Origin of the sequence: Alcaligenes sp. MMA, assembly GCF_020907215.1 — a bacterium.
GTDB classification, from domain to species: Bacteria; Pseudomonadota; Gammaproteobacteria; order Burkholderiales; family Burkholderiaceae_B; genus Alcaligenes; species Alcaligenes aquatilis.
This window is the reverse complement of record NZ_JAJJPP010000002.1, coordinates 855061-869523: the sequence shown is the minus strand read 5'-3', so window position 1 is coordinate 869523 and position 14463 is coordinate 855061. Positions and strand designations below refer to the sequence as shown.

At 57.0% G+C, this 14463-nt stretch carries 14 protein-coding genes; 7 read left to right on the top strand and 7 right to left on the bottom strand.

The window, feature by feature from the left end; genetic code table 11:
- Position 1 precedes the first annotated feature (1 nt).
- Positions 2 to 865 (top strand): presqualene diphosphate synthase HpnD, encoded by an 864-nt coding sequence (gene hpnD / locus LNA76_RS12445; RefSeq protein WP_094196019.1) that lies wholly within the window; start codon positions 2 to 4, stop codon positions 863 to 865.
- Complete coding sequence (gene hpnE, locus LNA76_RS12440) at positions 862 to 2148, top strand: hydroxysqualene dehydroxylase HpnE (protein WP_230019167.1); 1287 nt, start codon at positions 862 to 864, stop codon at positions 2146 to 2148. Before hpnD ends, hpnE begins: the two co-directional genes overlap by 4 nt.
- 221 nt (positions 2149 to 2369) lie before the next feature.
- Here hpnE and speG read toward each other — a convergent pair whose 3' ends face one another.
- The 5 genes from speG to alaC form a co-directional block, all read right to left on the bottom strand.
- Positions 2370 to 2927 (bottom strand): spermidine N1-acetyltransferase, encoded by a 558-nt coding sequence (gene speG, locus LNA76_RS12435; protein ID WP_094196017.1) that lies wholly within the window; start codon positions 2925 to 2927, stop codon positions 2370 to 2372.
- Between the two features lie 40 nt (positions 2928 to 2967).
- Complete coding sequence (locus tag LNA76_RS12430; protein WP_230019166.1) at positions 2968 to 3147, bottom strand: hypothetical protein; 180 nt, start codon at positions 3145 to 3147, stop codon at positions 2968 to 2970.
- A 94-nt stretch (positions 3148 to 3241) separates the two neighbouring features.
- Entirely contained in the window at positions 3242 to 4651 is a 1410-nt protein-coding gene (thrC, locus tag LNA76_RS12425; RefSeq protein ID WP_230019165.1) for a threonine synthase, read from the bottom strand.
- Complete coding sequence (locus LNA76_RS12420) at positions 4651 to 5949, bottom strand: homoserine dehydrogenase (RefSeq protein WP_121738468.1); 1299 nt, start codon at positions 5947 to 5949, stop codon at positions 4651 to 4653. The genes thrC and LNA76_RS12420 overlap by 1 nt, the downstream gene beginning before the upstream one ends.
- On the bottom strand, positions 5946 to 7133 hold the full coding sequence (gene alaC, locus LNA76_RS12415; RefSeq protein ID WP_094196013.1) for an alanine transaminase: 1188 nt from the start codon (positions 7131 to 7133) through the stop codon (positions 5946 to 5948). The genes LNA76_RS12420 and alaC overlap by 4 nt, the downstream gene beginning before the upstream one ends.
- A 166-nt stretch (positions 7134 to 7299) precedes the next feature.
- Here alaC and LNA76_RS12410 point away from each other — a divergent pair, with 166 nt between their 5' ends.
- From LNA76_RS12410 to LNA76_RS12390, 5 genes are all read left to right on the top strand, one after another.
- The gene (locus tag LNA76_RS12410; RefSeq protein ID WP_230019164.1) at positions 7300 to 7743 is read left to right on the top strand and encodes an Mth938-like domain-containing protein; all 444 of its coding nucleotides are present in this window, start codon (positions 7300 to 7302) and stop codon (positions 7741 to 7743) included.
- A complete protein-coding gene (locus LNA76_RS12405; protein WP_108727897.1) occupies positions 7740 to 8207 on the top strand; it encodes a peroxiredoxin in 468 nt (155 codons plus the stop codon). The genes LNA76_RS12410 and LNA76_RS12405 overlap by 4 nt, the downstream gene beginning before the upstream one ends.
- A gap of 52 nt (positions 8208 to 8259) precedes the next feature.
- Positions 8260 to 9984: a PhoH family protein gene (locus LNA76_RS12400; protein WP_108727898.1), complete on the top strand. Its 1725-nt coding sequence runs from the start codon at positions 8260 to 8262 to the stop codon at positions 9982 to 9984.
- Positions 9985 to 10100: 116 nt separating this feature from the next.
- Entirely contained in the window at positions 10101 to 11093 is a 993-nt protein-coding gene (gene pdxA, locus LNA76_RS12395) for a 4-hydroxythreonine-4-phosphate dehydrogenase PdxA (protein ID WP_108727899.1), read from the top strand.
- Positions 11090 to 12061 carry a bile acid:sodium symporter family protein gene (locus LNA76_RS12390; RefSeq protein WP_230019163.1) on the top strand — a complete coding sequence of 324 codons (972 nt, stop codon included), beginning with the start codon at positions 11090 to 11092 and terminating at the stop codon, positions 12059 to 12061. Before pdxA ends, LNA76_RS12390 begins: the two co-directional genes overlap by 4 nt.
- 304 nt (positions 12062 to 12365) lie before the next feature.
- Here LNA76_RS12390 and LNA76_RS12385 read toward each other — a convergent pair whose 3' ends face one another.
- Together LNA76_RS12385 and rplI are read right to left on the bottom strand one after the other, a co-directional pair.
- Entirely contained in the window at positions 12366 to 13736 is a 1371-nt protein-coding gene (locus LNA76_RS12385; protein ID WP_094196007.1) for a replicative DNA helicase, read from the bottom strand.
- A 270-nt stretch (positions 13737 to 14006) separates the two neighbouring features.
- Positions 14007 to 14462, bottom strand: a complete 456-nt coding sequence (rplI, locus tag LNA76_RS12380; protein ID WP_094196006.1) for a 50S ribosomal protein L9 — start codon at positions 14460 to 14462, stop codon at positions 14007 to 14009.
- Between the last annotated feature and the right edge of the window lies 1 nt (position 14463).

The window sequence follows — 14463 nt, the reverse complement described above, 5'->3', positions numbered from 1 at the left end:
CATGAGCCCAGACGAGTATTGTCAGAACAAGGCAGCCCAAAGCGGCTCCAGCTTCTACTACGCCTTTTTGTTTCTGCCGCCTGAGCGCCGTCGCGCCATCACGGCGCTGTACGCGTTTTGCCGCGAGGTGGACGATGTCGTGGACGAGGTTCACGAAGAGTCCGTCGCCCGCATGAAGCTGGTGTGGTGGCGCACACAGGTGGCTGATCTGTATGAGGGCCGTGCCCATCACCCGGTGATGCAGGCCCTGGCTCCTCATATTGAAGCGTTTGGTCTGCCACAGGACGAGTTGCTGGCCGTGATCGACGGCATGGAAATGGATCTGGACCAGATGCGCTACCCAAGTTGGAGCGAGCTGGAACGTTACTGTTGGCACGCCGCCAGCGTGGTGGGGCTGCTGTCGGCGCGTATTTTCGGTCAAACCCAAGAACAGACCAGCGACTATGCACAGAAGCTGGGCCTGGCATTTCAACTGACCAATATCATCCGCGACGTGGGTGATGACGCCCGTCGTGGTCGCATCTACTTGCCCCAGGAAGATCTGGACAAGTTTGGGGTGTCGCCCCACGAGATTCTGGACCAGCAGCACTCGGACCGTTTCGAGGCCTTGATGGCTTTTCAAACCGAACGTGCTCAGGATCTGTACCGCCAGGCCATGCGCGCCCTGCCTGCTGTTGACCGTCGGGCACAACGCCCCGGCCTGCTGATGGCCGCCATCTACCATGCCCTGCTGGTGGAAATTGCCAATGATCGCTGGCATGTGCTGGAACAGCGCATTTCGCTGACGCCCATTCGCAAGTTCTGGCTCGCCTGGAAAACCTGGGTATCGGGTGGCCGCAGCTTGCAACGCAAACTGGGCCGATGAAAGTCGCCGTTATCGGGGCGGGTTGGGCGGGTTGTGCCGCTGCCTGGCGACTGAAAACCCAAGGCCATCAAGTCAGTGTCTTTGAAGCCTCGCGCCATATAGGCGGGCGTGCCCGCCGTATCCACAGCCCCAATCTGGGGCGCGACACCGATAACGGCCAGCACATCATGCTGGGCGCCTACGCCGTCATTCTGGGCTTGATGGGGGAAATTGGCCTGGACGAAGCTTCCCGTCTGGAACGCAAGGATCTGGACGTGATCTCGGCCGATGGGCATTTCCGCCTACGCAATCGCCCCCTGCCCGCCCCCTTCCATGTATTGACTGGCCTGCTGGGTGCCCAAGGCCTGAGCTGGTCGCAAAAAATCAAGCTGGCGCGCTTGTGCCGCTGGCTGATGAAACAACAATGGCGCACCCCAGCCGGTCTGACCGTGTTGCAGCTTCTGGAGCAGCATCAACAAGACAAGCATGTCATCCGCTTATTCTGGCAACCGCTGTGTGTGGCCGCCATGAACACCCCGATTGAACAAGCCTGCGCCCAATTGTTTGCCCATGTCCTGCGCGACAGCCTGGGCGGTCCCCGACAAGCCAGCCAAACCTTGATCCCGCTGACAGACTTAAGCCAGCTCTGGTGCGAACCCGCCCTGCGCGATATTCAGCTACAGCTAGGCCACCGGGTACAAAGGCTGGAGCTAACAGAATCGGGCGTACACATTGATGGCCTGCAATTTGATGCAGCCATCGTGGCTTGTCCTCCCGTACAAGCTGCTCGCCTGCTGCATAGCCTGCCTAGCAGCCCAGCCAGCGAACAGTTGTTGGCGGATCTGGAGGCGTTTAGCTATATCCCTATCGCCACCCTGTATCTGGAACTGGAGCAAGCCTGGAACCTGCCCCACTCCATGTTAATGCTAGACGATAGCAGCGGCAGCGGTGGGCAATGGCTGTTTGATCACAGCGCCTTGAAACCAGGCAGCGGCGAAACGTTGGTGGGGATCGTCATCAGCGACGCAGTACGTTTGCAAACCCTGGATCGTGAGCAGGCTATTGCCGCCATTATCGAGCAGGTGCGCGCTCAAACCCAGCATCTGCACGCCATGCCAGCCGTGCGCGCCAGCGAGCTGATTATCGAAAAGCGGGCCACTTTCGCAGCCATTCCCGGCTTGCGCCGCCCTGGGGTCACAACGCCGTGGCCAGCCATTCGTCTGGCGGGCGACTGGACCGATACCGGCTACCCTGGTGTGCTGGAAGGCGCAGTACGCAGTGGTCTGAAAGCGGCGCATCTGTAAGTACCCGCTCTGAGCGGATCACAGACAGAAAGAATATTCCTAGCATCTATCTTTCCAGCTACGCATTCATTCAGTCCTTGCTTTACCGCTAAGCTGGCTTGGCTTGGCTTGGCTTGGCTTGGCTTGGCTTGGCTTGGACTTTAGACTCGGCTTTAGTTGCCACTTTGGCTACGACGACCACGCGTAACACCCCTCAAAACACGAGCTATTGAGGCAAGGCACTATTGCGCCAGGGGCGTCAACAAAGTCTGGGCTGGCTTGTTGGCTGCCAAAAAATCAGCCTGGAACAAACGCATACGCACCACATCCCGATATTGGCCGTTGATGAAGAACTCGTGCTTGAGCTCACCTTCCACCTGAAAACCAAACTTCTGATAGATGTGGATGGCCTTGTGGTTTTCCTTGTCCACAATCAGCACGATCTTGTACAGGTTCAGCACCCCAAAGCCGTATTCGATAGCCAGCTTGGTCGCCCGCGAGGCAATTCCCTTACCCTGAAACTCCGGTGCAATAATGATCTGAAACTCTGCGCGGCGGTGTACATAATCAATTTCCACCAGTTCCACCACTCCCGATGGCTGCCCTTCCCACTCCACCACAAAACGGCGCTCACGCTGATCGTGAATGTGCTCATCGTACAGAGCTGCCAGCTCGCCATAGGTTTCGTAAGGTTCTTCAAACCAGTAGCGCATCACACTGGCGTTATTGTCCAGCAAGTGCACAAAGCGCAAATCCTCACGCTCCAGAGGGCGTAATTTAACGTGGGTCGTTTTACTCATGGTTTTTCTATCCTTTCTCTATGTTCGATAGACGAGCCGCCTATCTGCCTATACCAAAGGCCATAGACATCATGCCCGCATATTCCGTGCTTTTGATGAAGGCCTGATAGAAAAAGTTCAGTTGGCTGCCAAGCCGCAGCCCTGCCAGTCTTGTTGCTGCATAATCGGCCAAAAATGCAAAAACCCCGATTTCTGCTTTCCTGCCGAGCAAACTGAACATCAGTCAGGCCAGCAGGAAGATCAAAATCGGGGTTTGAAACGACTACCTAGCCGCTATGGCTGCGCCAGCAAAGAACCCGCGCAGGTAGCTGGCATCAGGTGGGGGCGTGTTCCTCGATGTAGCGACGTACTTGAGCGACATCGGCATCCATCACGACCACTTTTTGCGGCAAATCTGCCAGACCGCGCAAGTGTTCAGGCACTGGCGCCGGCTGACCAATTGCTTCTTCGATCGTTTCGGAGAACTTGGCAGGCAGCGCGGTTTCCAGCACCAGCATGGGGATGCCTTCTTCGCGGAAGTTCTGAGCCACCTTGACGGCATCTGCCGTGTGCGGGTCGATCAGCGTCTGATACTGCTGGTTCACCTGGGCAATCGTGTTCAAACGATCCTGGTGCGAGCTGGCACCGGCCACAAAGCCGAACTCTTCCTGGAAGCGTGGCAGATGCTCGCTCAGGTCGAACTGGCCTTCTTTGGCCAATTGTTCCCACAATGCCTTGACCTTGCTGCCATCACGGCCCAGCAGATCAAACACAAAGCGCTCAAAGTTGGAGGCGCGGGAAATGTCCATGGACGGGCTGGACGTAGCGTAAGTTTGCTCGGAACCACGCGGGCGATAAATGCCCGTGCGGAAGAACTCTTCCAGCACGTTGTTTTCGTTGGTGGCCAGAACCAGCTTGGCGATAGGCAGACCCATCTGACGAGCAATGTGGCCCGACAGAATATTGCCGAAGTTACCCGAAGGAACGGCAAACGACACCTTTTGACCAGCCTGGTCCGTGCTGCGCAGCCAGCCCCAGAAGTAGTACACCACCTGAGCCGAAATCCGTGCCCAGTTAATGGAGTTCACGGCACCCAGATGCCATTTGGACTTGAACTCCAGATCGCCCGCCAAGGCCTTGACGATGTCCTGGCAATCATCGAACACACCCTTTACCGACAGGTTGTGGATGTTGTCGTCTTGCAAGGAGTACATCTGGGCGCGTTGGAAAGCACTCATGCGACCGTAAGGCGAGAGCATGAACACGCTGACGCCACGCTTACCGCGCAAGGCATATTCAGCCGCCGAACCCGTGTCACCAGACGTGGCGCCCACAATGTTCAAGGTGCTGTTGCGTTGTGTCAGTACGTACTCGAACACCTGGCCCAGAAACTGCATGGCCATGTCTTTAAAAGCCAGGGTTGGACCTTGAGACAAGCCCAGCAAAGAGAAACCAGGCTCCAGTTCCTTGACGGGTACAACCTGCTCACTGTCGAACACGCCGGGGGCGTAAGCACGTGCCGTCAATGCGGACAGTTCGTCCGCCGGAATATCGGTGACAAACAAGCCCAGCACTTTGGCGGCCAGTTCGGGGTAGCTCAGTGCGCGCCAGGATTCCAGCGTTTCTGCACTGACTTGAGGGTAGCTTTCTGGCATGGCCAAGCCACCATCCGGAGCCAAGCCTTCCAGCAAGATGTCCGAAAATGGCTGGGCCTTCATGCCGCCACGGGTGGATACGTAATTCATTACAGATTCTCCACGCGCAAACGGGTCACGGCGGACTGTACAAAAGGCAGATTCTGAATCTGGCTGATAGCGCCATTGATGGCACCTTCACGCGCTTCGTGCGTCAGGAAGATGATATCGGCCTGTTCGCCAGCCGGTTCCTGGAACATGGAACCGATCGAGATCGAGGCTTGCGCCAGAATACGAGCCACATCCGCCAGCACACCAGGACGGTCGTCCACACGCAAACGCAGGTAGTACGAGGACACCACTTCATCCATAGGCAGGATGGGGGTATCGGACATGGCGTTGTGCTGGAAGGCCAGATAGGGCACGCGGTGTTCGGGTTCTGCGGTTTGCAGACGGGTCACGTCTACCAGATCGGCCACCACCGCCGACGCGGTTGGCAAGGCACCGGCACCAGCGCCGTAGTACACAGTCTGACCCACAGCATCGCCATGCACCAGCACCGCGTTCATGGCACCTTGCACATTGGCCAGCATGCTTTGCAGCGGAACCAGTGTGGGGTGTACGCGCAGCTCAATACCTTCTTCGCGGGCACGGGTAATACCCAGCAGCTTGATGTTATAGCCCAGGCGTTGTGCGTGTTGCAGGTCTTCCAGTGCCAGGCTGGTAATGCCTTCCACGTGGGCCTTGCTAAATTGCACTGGAATACCAAAGGCCAAGGAGGCCAGCAGGCTCAGTTTGTGCGCCGCATCCACCCCTTCAATGTCGAAAGTAGGATCGGCTTCGGCGTAACCCAGACGCTGGGCATCGGCCAGGGCTTCAGCAAAGCTGACGCCACGGTTGCGCATTTCGGACAGGATGTAGTTGGTGGTGCCATTGATAATGCCGGCCAGCCACTGAATACGGTTGGCCGTCAGGCCTTCGCGAATCGCCTTGATGATGGGAATACCGCCAGCCACCGCAGCTTCAAACGCCACCATGACACTGCGCTCGTGAGCCGCAGCAAAAATCTCGTTGCCATGCTTGGCCAACAGCGCCTTGTTGGCGGTGACCACGTGCTTGCCCTGGGCAATGGCTTCCATGACCCATTCGCGTGCCAAGGTGTCGCCCCCCACCAGCTCGACCACAATATCGATCTCGGGGTTGCGCACCACGTCCATGCCGTCTGTGGTCAGGGTGACGTCGTCCCCCACCAGCGCACGTGCCTTTTCCAGGTCACGCACAGCAATAGCGACCACCTCAATACGGCGACCAGCGCGGCGAGCGATTTCATCTGCATTGCGTTTCAATACGTTCCAGGTGCCGCTGCCAACCACACCCAAACCCAGCAAACCTACTTTGATAGGACTCATTGAACAAATCCGTCCTTACGGAACATTTCTTTGATGCCGCGTACCGCCTGACGGGTACGTTGCTCGTTTTCGATCAGCGCAAAGCGCACATAGTTGTCGCCATACTCACCAAAGCCGATGCCGGGGGATACGGCTACTTTGGCATCGCTCAGTAAGCGCTTGGCAAACTCCAGCGAACCGATGTCCTTGTAGAACTCGGGAATCTTGGCCCAGATATACATTGATGCCTTGGGGACATCGACCATCCAGCCTGCTTCATGCAGGCCCTTGGCCAATACGTCGCGACGGCGGCGGTATTGCTCCACCACCTCCTTGACACAATCTTGTGGCCCTTCCAGCGCCGCAATGGCGGCCACCTGAATCGGTGTGAAGGTGCCGTAGTCGTGATAGCTCTTGATACGTGCCAGAGCATTGACCAGTGACGCATTGCCCACCATGAAGCCAATACGCCAGCCAGCCATATTGTAGCTTTTGCTCATGGTAAAAAACTCGACCGCTACATCGCGCGCGCCTTCCACTTGCATGATGGAGGGGGCCACGTAGCCGTCAAAGGTAATATCGGCATAGGCCAGATCATGTACCACCAGAATATTGTGCTCGCGTGCCAGCGCCACAATACGCTCAAAAAAGGACAGTTCCACGCACTGGGCTGTCGGATTGCTGGGAAAACCCAGAATCATCATTTTGGGCTTGGGAATGGACTCCCGCACGGCTTTTTCGATTTCCTCGAAAAAATCCACGCCGGGGATCATGGGCACCGAACGAATATTGGCACCGGCAATAACGGCACCATAGATATGAATGGGGTAACTGGGATTGGGCACCAGCACAGTGTCGCCCTTGTCCAGCGTTGCCAGCATCAAGTGGGCCAGGCCTTCTTTGGAACCGATGGTAACGATCGCTTCACTATCCGGATCCAAGTGCACATTGTAGCGGCGCTCGTACCAATTGGTCACGGCGCGGCGCAGACGCGGGATGCCTTTGGAGACAGAATATCCATGAGTGTCAGGGCGGGTAGCCGCCTCGACCAGCTTTTCCACGATGTGCGCCGGTGTCGCTCCGTCTGGGTTCCCCATGGACATATCAATAATGTCCTCGCCACGACGGCGGGCGGCCATTTTCAGCTCGCCAGTAATATTGAACACGTAAGGCGGCAAACGCTCGATGCGCGGAAAGCGAATCATGGTATTCCTTAATGAGAAAAAGCGAAGACCCAGACCAAAAGGTAAAAGTGAATCAAAGAGTTTAATCCATGATTGACTTACTGAGAATCACTGCAAACAGATCAGGTGCCGCATCGACGCTGGCGCTTTGCGCTATCATCGAAGCTGAAAACCGGAGAGACTCATCGTGCAACTGCAACGCGAACACAATCCAGCCATGAATGCCATCACCGCCTACGGTGAGGACTACGTGGCGATCAACTTTCAAAACCACGATCATTCCATCTTCTTTAGCCCTGAAGGTCCGGTTCAGGACCTGGCCATTCAAAGCGCATCCGAGCTGACAGCCGTGCTGCTGCGCCAGATTGCGGGACTGGAATCGGTCCAGCAAGACCCTATGGCCTTTCTGGATGACGCCCCGCCAGCGCGCCCTGACAATGCCCCCGAATTGATTTTGATTGGCACTGGCCAGCGCCAGCACTTTTTGCACCCCGCTGTCACGCAGGAAATGCTGCAGTGGGGCATAGGTGTGGAAATCATGGATACCCAGGCCGCTGCCAGAACCTACAATATCCTCATGGCTGAAGGCCGCAAAGTTGTTGCGGCCTTACTGATACAGGAAAAAGCATGACTGCCGTACAAATTGGTGCCCCTATCCCCGACTTTTCCGTGCCCTCCACCCAGGGCGAGTTCAGCGCGGCTGACCTGAAAGGTAAAATGACAGTGTTGTACTTTTACCCCAAAGACAACACGCCAGGCTGCACCACCGAGTCCCAAGATTTCCGCGACGCTCTGCCCGAGTTCCAGGCGGCGGGCGCGCAAATTATTGGCGCCTCGCGCGACTCGCTCAGCTCGCACGAACGTTTTATCGACAAACAAGCCCTGACGTTTCCTTTGCTTGCCGACACCGACGAGCGCTTGTGCGAACTGTTTGGGGTCATGAAAATGAAAAACATGTACGGTAAACAGGTACGTGGCATCGAGCGCAGCACCTTTTTGATCGACGCCCAAGGTGTGTTGATTCAAGAATGGCGTGGCATCAAAGTGCCCGGCCACGTCCAAGCTGTATTACAGGCTGTCCAGCAAGCCGCCTGAAACCTTACCGTGCCGGCCTGCGGGTCGGCACACAACCAGGAGTACGTGTTATATGCCGCTACCAACGTTGCCCACCAAGCTGGGAACCCTGCTTAGCGAAAAAGATGACAGTGTCATCCTTGCCGATCCACCCGTACCACTAGACGAACCCGAATCTCCTCCTGCCAGCCCCAACGCTCCAGCCCGCAAAGCCGCTGTTGAGCCACGTGCAAAAAAGACGGCGCCTGCCAAGACAGCGCCGGCAGCCCCGGCGGCCAAAACAGCTCCCGCCAGCGCCGCCAAGCCAGCTCCCAGCAAAAGTGCCGCCGCCAGTCCGGTCCAGCAGCCCAAGCCCACGACCAACACGTCGGGCAAACGCACTCGTCTGGCCCCTACTCAGCGCAAACTGTTTGTGCTGGATACCAACGTTTTGCTGCACGACTCCAATTCGCTGTTCAAGTTTGAAGAGCACGACATCTTCTTGCCCATGATGGTGCTCGAAGAGCTGGATCACCAGAAAAAAGGCCTGTCAGAAGTGGCTCGCAATGCGCGCCAGGTTAGCCGATCCCTGGAAGGTCTGGTGGGCGATCATGGTCTGGACAAACCCATTAATCTGGATGGCATCGGCAATACCGAAGCGCTGGGCGCCGTTACCTTCCAGACCAGTGCCCTGGATACCAGCCTGCCCATCCAACTGCCGCTGGGCAAGGCTGACAACGCGATTTTGGCCGTGGTCAATGCCCTGACCCAAAGCATGCCCAAGCGCGAAGTGGTCCTGGTGTCCAAAGACATCAATATGCGCCTGAAAGCCAAGGCCCTGGGCCTGCTGGCCGAAGACTACCGCCACGATCACGTGCTGGATGATTCCGACTTGCTGTATGACGGTGTCATGCCCTTGCCGGACAACTTCTGGACCAAACACGGCAAGAATATGGAGTCCTGGCAACAGGGTGGCACCACCTTCTACCGCATCAGCGGGCCGCTATGCAGCCAGTTCATGGTCAACCAGTTCGTGTTTACCGAAGGCGATGATCCCTTGTATGCCCAGGTACGTGAGACCGCCGGCAATACTGCAGTACTGGCGACCTTGCGCGACTACAGCCACGGCAAAAACAATGTCTGGGGTATTACTGCTCGCAACCGCGAACAGAACTTTGCCCTGAACCTGTTGATGAACCCGGATTTTGATTTCATCTCCCTGCTCGGTCATGCCGGTACGGGTAAAACGCTGTTGGCCCTGGCCAGTGCGTTGACCCAGACCCTGGAGACCAAGCGCTACAACGAAATCATCATTACCCGTGCCACGGTGCCCGTGGGTGATGACATCGGTTTTCTGCCTGGTACTGAAGAAGAGAAAATGCAGCCCTGGATGGGGGCCCTGGAAGACAACCTGGAAGTCCTGCACCTGGGCACCGGCAAGTCCTCCGGCAACCTGAGCAATCCCCAAGGCACTGAGGCTCCGCGCAACTCCACCATGGAACTGGTGCGCTCCAAGATCAAGGTCAAATCCCTGAGCTTCATGCGTGGCCGTACCTTCATGAACAAGTTCCTGATCATCGACGAGGCGCAGAACCTGACACCCAAGCAGATGAAAACACTGGTGACGCGGGCCGGCCCTGGAACTAAAATCGTCTGCCTGGGCAATATTGCCCAGATCGACACGCCCTACCTGACCGAGGGCAGTTCGGGACTGACCTACGTAGTAGACCGATTCAAAGGCTGGCCGCATGCAGGCCACATTACCTTGCAACGTGGTGAGCGCTCCCGTCTGGCCGATTACGCCAGCGACGCACTCTAAACCGAATCTCTACTCACTCAAACCGGGTCTTGAACCCGGTTTTTTTTTACCGCCAGGCTACACCACGATCAACAAGCCGATCGAAGACGCAGCATGGGGGATTTTTAATGACTGTTATGAAACGTACCGCACAGCCCATCGGGCTTACCATGGGCGATGCCGCTGGCATAGGCCCGGAAATTATCGCCCGTCTGATGGTTGAAGGTTTACCCCACCCGGCCGTCGTGTATGGCGATCCGGGTGCAATGCGTCGTGCCTTGACTCTGATTGGCGCTGCCCAGGACTGGCGGGTCGAGGAAGTAAAGCAGCCCATTTGCACGCCCAAAGGGGTCATTGCCGTACTGAATCGCTGGCAAGCCCTGCCCGAAGATCTGCCCTATGGCGAAGTTCACGCCCTGGCTGGACGTGGTGCCTACGAATACTTGTGCCACGCCATTGATGATGCCCAGGCTGGCCTGATCCGTGCCATCGTCACCGCCCCGCTGAATAAGCTGGCCATGCAAAAAGGCGGTATCGATGCCCCCGGCCATACCGAGATTCTGGCCGAGCGCAGCCACACCGAGCACTACGCCATGATGCTGGCCAACGAGCACTTGCGCTCCATTCTGGTCACCATTCATGAACCGCTGGCACGCGTCCCCTCCCTGATTACGAAAGCGCGCGTGCTGCAAACCATACGGCTGGCACAACTGGCCTGCACCCAGGCCGGAATCGCCAAACCCCGTGTGGCGGTGGCCGGTTTAAACCCCCATGCTGGTGAAGGCGGCAAATTTGGCCTGGAAGATAAAGAACAGATCAGCCCAGCGATTGAACAAGCCCGCGCCGAAGGCATCCAGGCCAGCGGCCCCTGGCCCGGCGATACGATTTTCATGCGAGCACGTCAGGGGGAGTTCGATATTGTGGTGGCCCAATACCATGACCAAGGTCTGATCCCCATCAAGCTGCTGGGTCTGGACGAAGGCGTGAACGTAACCGTCGGCCTGCCATTTATCCGCACCAGTGTGGACCATGGCACGGCATACGACATTGCCGGACAGGGCAAGGCTGATGCCTCCTCCCTGGGCTATGCCTACCGTATGGCGCTTTCCATGAGCGCCCACCAAGCATGATCAAGCGTTTACCGATTGACCCGTTTTTGCTGAAACTGTTTGCCACGGTTGCGCTTGCCAGTCTGCTGCCCGCCCAAGGCTGGGGCGTGCCTTTGTTTCAACACATCACACAGATTGCGATTGCCCTGCTGTTCTTTCTGCATGGTGCCCGCCTATCACGCGAGGCTATCTGGGGTGGCTTGTCCCACTGGCGTTTGCACCTGCTGATTCTGTCCGTCACCTTTGTGCTCTTCCCTATTCTGGGTAGTGGCGTGGCCGCCGTACTGCGTCCCTGGCTGACAGACAATCTGTACCTGGGAGTTCTGTTTCTGGCTTGTCTGCCCAGCACCGTGCAGTCTGCGGTAGCCCTGACAGCAATGGCACGTGGCAACGTACCGGTTTCAATTTGCAGTGCCTCTGCTTCTACCTTGCTGGGCGTATTCATCACTCCCCTGCTGGTCGGCATCATGTTGGCCGGCGCGACCAGCGCCCAGGCAACGGTGTCGCTGGAGGCGGTGGGGAAGATCATGCTGCAACTGTTTTTCCCCTTTGTCTTCGGGCATCTGCTGCGTCCCTTGATAGGGGCCTGGGTGATGAAACGTCAGCAACTGCTGAAAGTCGTGGATCAGGGATCCATCCTGCTGGTGGTGTATACGGCCTTTTCAGGCGCGGTGGTGGGCGGTCTGTGGTCCTCCACCCCGCTCAGTGCCCTAGGGCTGATTGTGCTGTCCAACGCCGTTCTGCTGACCTTGGCGCAAGTGCTGGCCTGGAACCTTGGGCGTTGGCTGGGCTTTGCCTTTGAGGACCGAGTCAGCCTGCTGATGTGCGGCTCCAATAAAAGCCTGAGCAGCGGCATCCCGATTGCCAATGTCATTTTCCCCAGTGCTATGGTCGGGCCCATCATCTTGCCGATCATGCTGTTTCACCAGTGGCAACTACTGGTGTGCGCGTGGCTGGCGAAAAGACTAGCTGCCCGCAGCGGAGATTAAAAAGGCATTGAGGCTGTTTAAACAGCCTCAATGCCTATCTATGCCCATCAATCGCCAAACCTCCAGCGCGCCGGCTTCTCCCCTGCTTGCAGGCTGTGGACAACAAAACTCAGATCCACCCTTCCAGGGCCAGAACAAGCCCACTCCCAGCCGAGCCGGTGGCGTTTGCTGCTGATGGTCTACCTCTGGTCCGGTAAAACATAACAAAGGGGAGGCAAATGCCTCCCCTTGATTCTTCTGCGGTAGCCCGCTCCCGATGCCTAGCAACACTCACCAGCGAGTAGGCATCGCATACCAATCTTTACTACGTCGGCATGTAATCCAAAAAGCGCGTACTGGCGCCAGCAAAGGTCAGACGAACCGAACCAATAGGACCGTTACGCTGCTTACCAATAATGATTTCTGCCGTGCCCTTGTCGGGTGAGTCAGGGTTGTAGACCTCGTCACGGTAAATAAACAAGATCAAGTCCGCATCCTGCTCAATAGCACCCGACTCCCGCAAGTCACTCATCACAGGACGCTTGTTGGGCCGTTGTTCCAGACTTCGGTTCAACTGCGACAAGGCAATCAAGGGACAGTTCAGCTCTTTAGCCAAACCTTTCAAGGAACGACTGATTTCAGAAATTTCCGTTGCCCGGTTTTCGCCACCGCTTGAGGACATCAGCTGCAAATAATCGATGATGATCAAGCCAAGCTGGCCACACTGCCGCGCCAATCGTCGAGCCCGCGCCCGCACTTCCATGGAGGACAGACCGGGCGTTTCATCAATGTAAATCTGGGCTTCCTGCACCTGCTGCACCGCGTGCGTCAAGCGCGGCCAATCATCGGCAGTCAGCTTGCCGGTACGCATGCGGTGCTGGTCCAGCAAACCGACCGAGCCCACCATACGCATAGCCAACTGCACCGCGCCCATTTCCATGGAAAACACGGCCACCGGCAAACCCTGGGCAATGGCTACGTGTTCGCCAATGTTCATGGAGAACGAGGTTTTACCCATGGAAGGACGACCCGCCACAATCACCAGGTCACCGGCTTGCAGGCCCGAGGTCATCTTGTCCAGATCCACAAAACCCGTAGGCACCCCGGTCACTTCCGAGTCGCCTTCACGATGGTAGAGCTCGTCAATACGCTCTACCACTTGGCTGAGCAAAGGCTGGATTTCCAGAAAACCCTGAGAGCCGCGCGCCCCTTCCTGAGCGATCTGAAACACGCGGGTTTCCGCTTCATCCAGAATCTGGCGGGCTTCCTTGCCCTGAGGGTTAAACGCAGCTGAGGAAATATCATCAGCTACTGTGACCAGCTTGCGCAGCGTGGAGCGCTCGCGCACGATTTCGGCGTAGCGACGAATGTTGGCAGCCGATGGCGTGTTGTGGGCCAGGGCATTCAGATACGCCAGGCCGCCCACCTCTTCCTGCTTGCCCGCAACCGACAGGGACTCGAACACCGTGACCACGTCGGCAGGACGAGCCAGACCAATCAAACGGGTAATGTGTTGCCAGATCAGCTTGTGATCAAAACGATAAAAGTCCTCGTCGGTGACAATGTCGGCCACTCGGTCAAACGCGGCATTATCGAGCAACAAGCCACCGAGCACCGACTGCTCCGCCTCAATGGAATGAGGCGGGACCCTCAGGTAATCCAATGTTGAATCGGATTTGGCTGACTTGCTTTCCATGCATATACCTTCAAATCAAGGAAAAAAATCGACGCCGCAGCCAACAGGATCTGTTGTGCGGTCTTAAACGTGTATCTGGGGGCAGAACAGTCAGGCTCAACAGCGTAGTGGGCTGACAAGACCGAAGACGAGGACACAGCCACGCGGCAGGCGTGCTGGCGCTACTCGGACTGAACGAAGAGAAAACAAAAAAGCCGGCTTGCACCGGCTTTTTCTTAGCTTGGCAGATACACCCCATGAAGGAATGTACCATGCGTCAACGCACTAGTCTTAGGCTACGTCGCCTTGAACCACAACGTTGATTTCAGCAGTCACGTCAGGGTGCAGAGCAACCTGAACGGAGTACTCGCCAACGGCTTTCAGGTGGCCGTCGGGCAGACGAACCTGAGTCTTGACCAGGTCGGCAAAGCCCGCATTTTGCAATGCATTGGCGATGTCCATGGTGGTCACGGAACCGAACAGACGACCGTCCACGCCGGCTTTTTGAACCAGGGTGAAAGTTTGGCCGTTCAGCTTTTCGTTTTGAGCCTGAGCAGCGGCCAGCTTTTCAGCTTGCAGCTTCTCCAGTTCGGCACGACGTGCTTCGAACTCTTGCAGAGCAGCAGCCGTAGCACGGCGGGCAACTTTGCGTGGCAGCAGGAAATTACGGGCGTAACCATCACGTACGCGCACAACGTCACCCAGATTACCCAGGTTGGCGACTTTTTCGAGCAAAATAACTTGCATG

Bases quoted from the DNA above. Each gene is read 5' to 3' on its own strand.
- hpnD (WP_094196019.1), top strand. From the start codon at position 2: ATGAGCCCAGACGAGTATTGTCAGAACAAGGCAGCCCAAAGCGGCTCC.
- hpnE (WP_230019167.1), top strand. From the start codon at position 862: ATGAAAGTCGCCGTTATCGGGGCGGGTTGGGCGGGTTGTGCCGCTGCC.
- speG (WP_094196017.1), bottom strand. From the start codon at position 2,927: ATGAGTAAAACGACCCACGTTAAATTACGCCCTCTGGAGCGTGAGGAT.
- LNA76_RS12430 (WP_230019166.1), bottom strand. From the start codon at position 3,147: ATGTTCAGTTTGCTCGGCAGGAAAGCAGAAATCGGGGTTTTTGCATTT.
- thrC (WP_230019165.1), bottom strand. From the start codon at position 4,651: ATGAATTACGTATCCACCCGTGGCGGCATGAAGGCCCAGCCATTTTCG.
- LNA76_RS12420 (WP_121738468.1), bottom strand. From the start codon at position 5,949: ATGAGTCCTATCAAAGTAGGTTTGCTGGGTTTGGGTGTGGTTGGCAGC.
- alaC (WP_094196013.1), bottom strand. From the start codon at position 7,133: ATGATTCGCTTTCCGCGCATCGAGCGTTTGCCGCCTTACGTGTTCAAT.
- LNA76_RS12405 (WP_108727897.1), top strand. From the start codon at position 7,740: ATGACTGCCGTACAAATTGGTGCCCCTATCCCCGACTTTTCCGTGCCC.
- LNA76_RS12400 (WP_108727898.1), top strand. From the start codon at position 8,260: ATGCCGCTACCAACGTTGCCCACCAAGCTGGGAACCCTGCTTAGCGAA.
- pdxA (WP_108727899.1), top strand. From the start codon at position 10,101: ATGAAACGTACCGCACAGCCCATCGGGCTTACCATGGGCGATGCCGCT.
- LNA76_RS12390 (WP_230019163.1), top strand. From the start codon at position 11,090: ATGATCAAGCGTTTACCGATTGACCCGTTTTTGCTGAAACTGTTTGCC.
- LNA76_RS12385 (WP_094196007.1), bottom strand. From the start codon at position 13,736: ATGGAAAGCAAGTCAGCCAAATCCGATTCAACATTGGATTACCTGAGG.
- rplI (WP_094196006.1), bottom strand. From the start codon at position 14,462: ATGCAAGTTATTTTGCTCGAAAAAGTCGCCAACCTGGGTAATCTGGGT.